Origin of the sequence: Nocardioides sp. NPDC000445 (assembly GCF_040300245.1) — a bacterium.
Taxonomy (GTDB): domain Bacteria; phylum Actinomycetota; class Actinomycetes; order Propionibacteriales; family Nocardioidaceae; genus Nocardioides.
Map to the genome: position 1 here is coordinate 185848 of NZ_JBEPDH010000013.1, position 8650 is coordinate 194497.

Below are 8650 nucleotides of genomic sequence, written 5' to 3' on the forward strand. Positions count from 1 at the left end.
TCGCACCGACAGTTCTGATGAGGAGAGCCCCCGATGAGCAGCTTCACGATGTACACCACACCCTGGTGTGGATACTGCCAGCGACTCAAGGGTCAGCTCGGCCGTGAAGACATCACGTTCGACGAGGTCGACATCGAGCAGGTCCCGGAGGCCGCGCAGATCGTCGAGCAGGTCAACGGTGGCAACCAGACCGTCCCGACCCTCGTCTACGCCGACGGCACCGCGATGACCAACCCGTCGATCGCTCAGGTCAAGGCGAAGCTCGCCGAGCTGGTCTGACGCCGGTCACCACGAGCCGGGTAGCTCCCCGCCGTACCACTCCTCGACCAGCGAGCGGCTGATCGAGATGCCGCTGGGCAGCTTGATCTCACCGCTCTCCGCGACCGCGGCGAGCTCCGCGCGGGTGAACCAGCGCGCCTCGCGGATCTCGTCCTCGTCGACGGTGACCTCGTCCGACGCCGCACGCGCGAAGAAGCCGAGCATCAGGCTGGCCGGAAGCGGCCAGGGCTGGTTGCCGAAGTAGTCGACCTGCCCGACTCGTACACCGACCTCCTCGGCGACCTCGCGACGGACCGCGTCCTCGAGCGACTCCCCCGGTTCGACGAAACCGGCGAGGGTGGAGAAGTTGGGCGCGGGCCAGCGGGTGTGGTTGCCGAGCAGGCAACGCTCCTCGTCGCTCCCTGGTTCCCCCGACGTCACCAGCATGATCACCGCCGGATCGGTACGCGGGAAGCTCACGTGTCCCTCCGCGCAGGCCAGCTCGTGACCGGCTGCGCGCGGTTCGAGGCTGCCGCCGCACCGGGAGCAGAACCGGGTCGCCCGGTGCCACTCGGCCAGCCCGATCGCGTGCATCAGGAAGCTCGCCTCGGTCGTGTCGGCGAGCAGCGCGGGGAAGAGCCCGCGCAGGTCACGCCACGACTCATCGGCCTCCTCGCGTCCGGTGAGCACCGCGAACCGGGCACCTTCGGCGGTGTCGCCGAGGAGCAGCCGGATCCCCTCCGGAGAATCCTCCGGCGTACGCCACCTCACGCCGGTCCTGCCTGACGGCTCGACCCTGTTGCCGGCGACCACGAGGACCCTCGTGGTCTCGTCCGACCAAGCCTTGTCGACCCAGCCGTCGTCGGCGCGCAGATGGCCGGAGCGGTCGTGGGGATCCTGAATGATTCGCAGATGGATGGGCAGCTTCGGGGAGTCCACCCGTCAGAGCCTATGAGGTGGGTATAAGTTCCGCGGCGTGGATCGGTTCTGGCGTATCGCCGCTGTCGTCTCCGTCGTGGTCGCTCTGGCGATCAACGTCTACATCGCCTGGGGCTCCAACCTCTCGTTCATGTACGACGAGATCGGGACCGTCATCCATGGACGGACCGTCCTCGGGCTCGACTCGCCGCAGCTGAACACCCCCGGCTACTACCCCGGGTGGGGCGTGCTGTTGGCGCCGTTGTGGCTGGTCACGTCGAACGTTTTCACGTTCTACCAGCTGGCGATCGTCGTCGGTCTGGTGATCAGCATGCTCACGATCTGGCCGCTGGCTCGGGTCGCGGTGCGGCTCAGCGGGGTCACGCCGGCGCAGGGTGTGGTCGCCGGCGCCATCGTGATCGCCCTGCCGCCCCGCGCGATCCAGGCCGACTACATCCTCTCCGAGCGGCTGGTCACCCTGCTCGTCGTCCTGGCCACCCTGGTCGCGTTCCGGCTCTGGGAGAAGCCGACCTTCCGCGGCGTACTCCTGCTCAGCCTGCTCACCGCGCTCGCGCTCTTCTCCCACGCCCGGATGCAGGTCTTCGTGGCCGCGGTCTGCCTGTGGCTGATCTTCTTCCTCGTACGCAGATGGCAGGTCGCCCTCGTCGGGCTGATCGCCACCGGCGTGCTCGCCTTGGTCGCCAACAAGGCCGCGCTCTGGTTCCACGCGCAGCTGGTGCCGTGGAAGTTCATCCAGGCCCAGGGCTTCTTCGAGAAGGTCACCCAGGCCAACCCGCGCTACTGGGTCGACACCTTCGCCGGTGAGGCCTGGACGCAGATGATCGGCAGCTTCGGCGTCGTGGTCGTCGGCCTCGTCGTGGTGACCGCCCTGTTCTGGAAGGAGCTCCGCTCGCGCCAGGTGGGGCCGGCCGGATTCGTACTGATCGCGGCCGGGTCGATGTACGTCCTCAGCTGCTTGAACTGGGGAACCGAGTACTCGCTGTTCACCATGGAGTGGCGGCGCTTCGACTACTGGATCTACGGCCGCTACATCGACCCGGTCTTCGCGGTGCTCGTGCTGGCCGGGGTGTGCGCGGCGATCCAGGCCGTACGCTCCCGGGCGGTCCTCGTCTGGACCTGGGTGATCGTCGCCGGGATCTCGCTGGTGACCATCCTCGTCGTCGCGCCCGACGCCCCCACCTGGGCCTACACCACCCCGGCGCACATCCCTGGCGCGATCCCGTGGTGGTGGGCGCTTCCGGACGGAGAGTTCCCGCAGCCGGGACCGATCCCGTCGTTCACCAACGACAACCGCTTCTGGCTCATCGCGACCCTGTGCGCCCTGGTGCCGCTGGCGATCTGGACCCTCCTCGCGGCCCTCTCCCGGTTCAGCCCTCGGCTGAGCTCACCGAGGGCTGACCGAGTGCGCTCGGTCGTCGTCACCGCGCTCGTCCTGGTCGTGGGCACCGCCGGCTCTGCCGTCGCCGACGTCGCCTCCGACGATTTCCACGACCGCTTCGACCACGCCACCCCGGTCGTCGACGACCTGCGCTCGATCCTCGCCGAGCACCCCGACTCCGTCGTCGCCTACGACGACAACTGCCCCCGCCGCCCCTCGGCGATGAACTCCGAGCGCAACTGGCTGATGTGGTGGATGCTGCCCACGATCGTCGAGCGTGAGTGGGAGTGGGGCGACGACATCGTCTTCTCCTGCCCGGACGGCGAGCCGGCGTACGTCACCGGAGCGGTGATGCTGCGCGAGCGGCCGTTCCCGTATGCGACCGTCTGGATCCTGCCTGGCGATCTGCTCGACTCATTGCGCGAGTCTGGGGAGTTGCCGGAGGTTGCTCGGACGGTCAAGTAGTTTCGGGGTTGGGCTGGGCCGCCGACCCGTTCTTCGAGAATGTTCTCGACCTGCCCCGGAGTCAAGGACGGCCTGCGGCCGCCGGCTACGCCGGCCGCTTCGCGGTCCTTGACACCGGACCATGTCGAGAAAAAACATGGCTGGCTATCGGGGCGGCGGCCCAGGTGTGGCCACGGCACACGCCGCTACGGCAGGTGACCGCTCCACGCCTAGACCAGACAAGGGGTCTCCGCGTGAAAGAAAAATTTCTTCCACCCGCCAACCCCACCCCAGACAGGCGGTCTCTGAGGCGAACGAAAATTCGTTCGCCTCACCGGAAGGAAAATTCCTTCCGCCCGTCGGCCCACCCCAGCACCCAAGCCCCTACCCAACCCACATCGCTGCGCCACACCCCTGCCGCCGACCCGATAGCCAGCCAAAATTCTCAGCGACGGCCGGTGTCAAGGACCGCGAAGCGGCCGGCGTCAGCCGGCGGCCGCAGGCCGTCCTTGACTCCGGACGCCGCTGAGAACACCCTCCAAGAACGGGTCGGCGGCAAACCCCAACCACAAATAGACCCCGACAAGACGAGCGCCGAAAACGAAGGCCCTACCGATCCCCACCCACGATCCCCTCCAACTCCTCCCGCCCAGGAAGAGCAGAAGGCTCGACCAGCCGACCAGAGCGCACGTAGTAGAACGCAGCCCGAACCCGCGACAACGGCACCCCCATCAGCTCAGCCCACCCAAGCCGATAGAGAGCCAGCTGGAGAGGATCCGCGTTCTGGGTCTGGTTGGTCTTCCAGTCCACGATCAGGAAGCCCCCGTCGGGCTCCTGGTAGACCGCGTCGATCCGGCCACGTACGACCTGACCTGCGAGGACGATCGCGAAGGCCGCCTCGACCCGGTACGGCGGGCGGTCGGCGAACGGTCCCTGTTCGAAGGCGGCGATGACCTCCTCGAGACCTGACTCGTCCTCGATACCGTGGTCGGCGCGACCGGGTAGGTCGTCGGGGTCGAAGAGGTCCTGCTGGCCGAAGCGGGCTTCGACCCAGGCGTGGAACCGGGTGCCGAAGCGGGCCTGGGAGGACGGCTTGCGGGGCATTGGGCGGACCAGGTCGGCGGCGAAGCCGAGCGGGTCGTCACGCAGCTTCGACATGGCGGTGGCCGACAGCGACGAGGGGAGCGGTACGACCACCTCGGGAGCGCGCTCGCGCTCCGCCTCGGTGAGCAGCCGTTCGATCTCCTCGTCCCACTGGTTCACCGTCTCGAGCAGCGTGAGGTCATCGAGATCGTCGGGCCCCGGTCCCACCTCCCGAACCAGCCTCGCCGCCTCCAGACGGCGCTCCACCTCGGGGGTGTGGTGGTTGATCGGCCAGGGCAGGTCGACCTCCTGCGCGGCGTAGGGGCTCTCCTCCTCACCCTTCACCACCACCTCGGCCCAGCGGTCGGGCTTGGCGCCCCACTGGAGCAGCGCCTCGCGGGTCTTCTCCACGTAGACCGAGGGCCCACGTCCCTCCTTGAGCGAGGGTGACCAGCGCCAGCACGAGACGAACTGGATGTGGCGGGCGCGGGTCCAGGCGACGTACGCCAGGCGGAGCTCCTCGACGCGCTCGTGCTCCTTGCGCTCGGCGAGGAGCTCGTCGATCGAGTCGGCGTCGTGACCCTGCAGCTGCGGCAGGTCGTCGCGGTCGCCGCGGAGCGCGGCGGGCATGACCGAGGGAACGGTCAGCCACGACGAGCGCGTCTGGCCGGTGGGGAACTTCTTGTGGGTGACTCCGACCAGGAAGACGACGTCCCACTCCAGCCCCTTGGCTCGGTGGACGGTGAGCAGCTTGACCGAGTCGGCCTCCGAGGGCGTGGCGACGTCGAGACCCTGGCCGTATTCGTCCTCCGCCTCCAGATAGGCCAGCAGCGCGGCGAGGGTGACCTGGCCGTCGAGTCCCTCGAAGTCGGCGACCGCCTGGACGAAGAGGTCGAGGTTGTCGCGCCTGGCCGAGGCCGCCGGAGAGACCGAGGCGGCCAACTCGACGTCGATGCCGGTGACGTCGATGATCCGCCGGACGAGGTCGAGGAGCGGCTCGTTCACCGCGCGGCGCAGCCCACGGAGCTCCTCGGCGAGGAGCTTGAACCGCTCCCTGGCCTGCGGGGAGTAGTCGTAGTCGGAGGGGTCGCCCGGATCCTCCAGGGCATCGTTGAGCGAGGGGATCTCGGTGGGGTCGGTGCCCTCGACCGCCGCCTCCAGCTGCCGCTCGATGTCGACGAACTCCTCCGCGCCGCCGACGACGCCGGCCAGGTCGCGGGAGCGCCGGCCCAGGATGGCCAGGTCGCGCGGCCCGATCGCCCACCGCGGACCGGCGAGCAGCGTGAGCAGCGCTGCGTTGGCAGTGACATCGTGGAGCAGCTCCATGGTGGCCACGACCTCGGCCACCTCGGGCAGCCGGAGGAGCCCCTTCAGGCCGACGATCTCGACCGGGATCTCGCGAGCGGTGAGCGCGTCGAAGACCGCTGCCGCCTGCGAGTTGTCCCTGGTCAGGACTCCGATCTCCTTCCACTCCCCGACCGCCTCATGAGCCTCGATCACCTTGTCGGCGAGCCAGAGCAGCTCATCGTCGTACGTCTCGTGGACGTGCACCTGCACCTCACCGTCGCGCGCGCCCTCGGCGGCGACCAGGCGCTCCTTCTCACGGCCCTCGTAGAGCTGGGCGGCCAGATGGTTGGCGGTATCGAGGATGCGCGCGTCGGAGCGGCGGTTGACGGTCAAGGAGTAGGCCGGGCGACGCCCGTCCTTCGTCGGGAAGTCGCGGCCGAACTCGAGGATGTTGCTCACCGAGGCGCCGCGCCAGCCGTAGATCGCCTGGTTGGGGTCGCCGACGGCGGTGACGGGATGTCCGTCGCCGAAGAGGCGGGCGAGCATCTGGGCCTGCGCCACCGAGGTGTCCTGGTATTCGTCGAGCAGCACGACCTTGAACTTCCCGCGCTCGATCTCACCCACCTCGGGTGTCTCCACGGCCAGCCGCGCGGCCAGCGCGATCTGGTCGGAGAAGTCCATCAGCCCGAGCCGGTCCTTGAGCCGCCGGTAGCCGTCGACCAGGTCGAGCAGCTCGTAGCGCTTGTCGATCGCGTCGATCGCCTTCTCGACCTTGGTCAGCTTGGTCTTCACCCGTTTCCCGTCGGCCAGCTGGGCGTTGAGGTCGGCCACCTCGAGCGCGAACAGCGACCGCTCGTTGCGGTCGTAGGCCCGCAGCGTGGCAGGGTCGACGAGGTGCTCGGAGAGCTCGGAGTCGAGCGCGAGCAGCTGTTGGACGGCCAGCTTCGGGTAGTCGGTCAGCTTCTCCACCGGGTGGGTGTGCCGGGCGACGGCTCGAGCCGCGAGCTGGTAGCGGGTCGCGTCGGCGATCAGCCGGGTGTCGGGCTCGTGGCCGATCCGCAGCCCGTGCTCGGAGAGCAGGCCGGAGGCATAGGAGTGGTAGGTCGCAACGGTCGGCTCGGTCGGCTCGTCGTCCTCCTCACCGGGCCGCGGCGGACCCTCGCGTCGCTCGGGCCACAGCCCTGCCTTCTGCAGCGACTCCTTGATCCTGGTGGCCAGCTCGGCGGTCGCCTTCGTGGTGAAGGTCAGACCGAGCACCTCCCCGGGAAGTACGCGGCCGGTGGCGACCAGCCAGACGACTCGAGCGGCCATCACCGCGGTCTTGCCGGATCCGGCACCGGCGATCACCACGGCCGGCTCCAGCGGAGCCGTGATCGCGCGGAACTGCTCCTCGCTGTAGAGCCAGTCGTGGCCCATCAGCTTGGCGAGCTCTTCGGGGGTCTCGACCTTCATCGCGGAACTCATCTCAGGGGTCACGACAGCACCGATCCCGAGGTCTGCGCCGGGCAGAGCGCGACGAACTGGCACCGGTCGCACTGCTTGCCGGGTCTGGCCACGAACTCCTCGGCTCGGACCGTCGCCACCGCCTTCTCCAGCTGGGTGATGATCTCGGGCGGCTCGGGTGCCTGCACCTGCACCTTCGGCAACTCGCTGCCCGAACCCGCGGGATGGCGCAGCTGGATCAGCTCCGCTCCCCCGGAGGTCGCCCCAGGCGCGAGCTCGGACGCGGCGCCGTGCTCGACGGCCAGCTGGTAGAGGCCGAGCTGGCCGTGCTCCTTGACCTCCTGCGCGGTGGGCGGATACTTCCCGGTCTTCAGGTCGACGACGACGATCCGGCCGCTCTCGTCGAGCTCGAGGCGGTCGGCATACCCGTTCAGCCGCACCGTCTCCCCGCTGGGCAGCGATACCTTCGCGGTCAGCTGCTCCTCGAAACCGATCACGGTCCGCGCGCCGGGGCGCCGGTGCCAGGTCAGGAACCGGGCCAGCACATCCTGGACCGCCTCGCGCTCGCGGGCAGCGGACCACGGCGTACGGAACTCGAGGCGGCCCCAGACCTCGTCCACGAACGGCATCAGGTCCTCGACGGTGGCGGCGTCGAGGTCGCCGCGAGCGAGCTGCTCGGCGATCGCGTGCACGACCTTGCCGAACCCCTGGCTCGAGGAGTCGGTGACGGCACCGCCCGCTTCGCGGGCCAGGAACCACTGCGCGGGGCAGGTCAGGATCGCCTCCAGCGCCGATGCGCTCAGAGTGATCGGACGGTCCTCGGGACGCACCGCGGCCGAGGCGTACGTCGGGGCCCGCAGCCCCCACCAGGTCGAGGGGTCGGCGGCGAGCGCGATCCGCTTGCCGCGCACCTCGGTCGCGGCCAGCTTCTGCAGCCTTCTCGCGGCCGCCTCGCGCAGCGCGTCGGGTTGCGCCGGATCGGCGGCGGTGCGGCGCAGCTCAGCGATCAGACCGGCCAGCGACAGCGGTCGCGTCGGCCGGCCGACGCGGTGACGGATCTGGTCCTCGCGCAGGCCGAGCTCGTTGATGAACCGCGAGGGCTGGTCACCGTCGTCGTCGGGCGACTTCACCGCGGTCACGACCAGCCGGGACCGGGCGCGGGTGGCGGCGACGTAGAAGAGCCGGCGCTCCTCGGCGAGCATCGCGGTCCGGGTCAGTGGCGGCAGCAGCCCGCCGTGACGGCCGTCGGGCAGCGCCGGGGCGATCCTGTCGGGCCCGAGGAGCGAGTCGCGCCGGCGCAGGTCGGGCCAGGCGCCCTCCTGGACGTGGGCGACGACCACGAGACCCCACTCCAGCCCCTTGGAGCGGTGGGCGGTGAGCAGCCGCACCGCCGAGCCGCGCACACCCTTGTCGGCCAGGGTGTCGGCCGGGATCTCCTGGGCACGGAGCGTGGCCAGGAAGGTCTCGACCGAGGTGAACTCCTGGCGGCCCTCGATCTTGGCGGCGGTGTCGAAGAGCGCCACGACCGCGTCCAGGTCGCGGTGGGCCAGCCGCGCCGCGGCACCGCCCGACTCCACCTGCGCCCGCAACCGCTGCCCCCACTCGGCACCGTCCCACAGCGTCCACAGCACCTGCTCCGCCCCGGCCCCCTCCTTCAGCGCGGACCGAGCCTCGGCGAGAAGGACCGCGAGCCGGCGTACCCGCCCCAGCACCCGCTCCTCACCCCCGCTGGTCGAGCCGCCGGAGCCGCTAGGCGGAGGCGTGGGGGGGGCAACAACCTCCCCCCCCACCCGCGCGGGGAGGGGGTTTGTTGAGACA

At 69.8% G+C, this 8650-nt stretch carries 5 protein-coding genes; 2 read left to right on the top strand and 3 right to left on the bottom strand.

The window, feature by feature from the left end; all coding sequences use genetic code 11:
- Window positions 1-33: 33 nt before the first annotated feature.
- Window positions 34-279, top strand: coding sequence for a mycoredoxin (locus ABT304_RS18690; RefSeq protein ID WP_091051217.1), 246 nt, complete (start codon window positions 34-36; stop codon window positions 277-279).
- A gap of 6 nt (window positions 280-285) precedes the next feature.
- Here the strand turns inward: ABT304_RS18690 and nudC are convergent, their stop codons facing one another.
- Complete coding sequence (gene nudC, locus ABT304_RS18695; RefSeq protein WP_350717400.1) at window positions 286-1197, bottom strand: NAD(+) diphosphatase; 912 nt, start codon at window positions 1195-1197, stop codon at window positions 286-288.
- A 37-nt stretch (window positions 1198-1234) separates the two neighbouring features.
- Between nudC and ABT304_RS18700 the strand changes: the two genes are divergently transcribed.
- The gene (locus ABT304_RS18700; protein WP_350717401.1) at window positions 1235-3040 is read left to right on the top strand and encodes a hypothetical protein; all 1806 of its coding nucleotides are present in this window, start codon (window positions 1235-1237) and stop codon (window positions 3038-3040) included.
- A 588-nt stretch (window positions 3041-3628) separates the two neighbouring features.
- Here the strand turns inward: ABT304_RS18700 and ABT304_RS18705 are convergent.
- Window positions 3629-6841: an ATP-dependent helicase gene (locus ABT304_RS18705; protein ID WP_350717403.1), complete on the bottom strand. Its 3213-nt coding sequence runs from the start codon at window positions 6839-6841 to the stop codon at window positions 3629-3631.
- 20 nt (window positions 6842-6861) lie between these two features.
- The coding region (locus tag ABT304_RS18710) for a PD-(D/E)XK nuclease family protein (RefSeq protein ID WP_350717404.1) at window positions 6862-8650 on the bottom strand (1789 nt) is incomplete at its 5' end.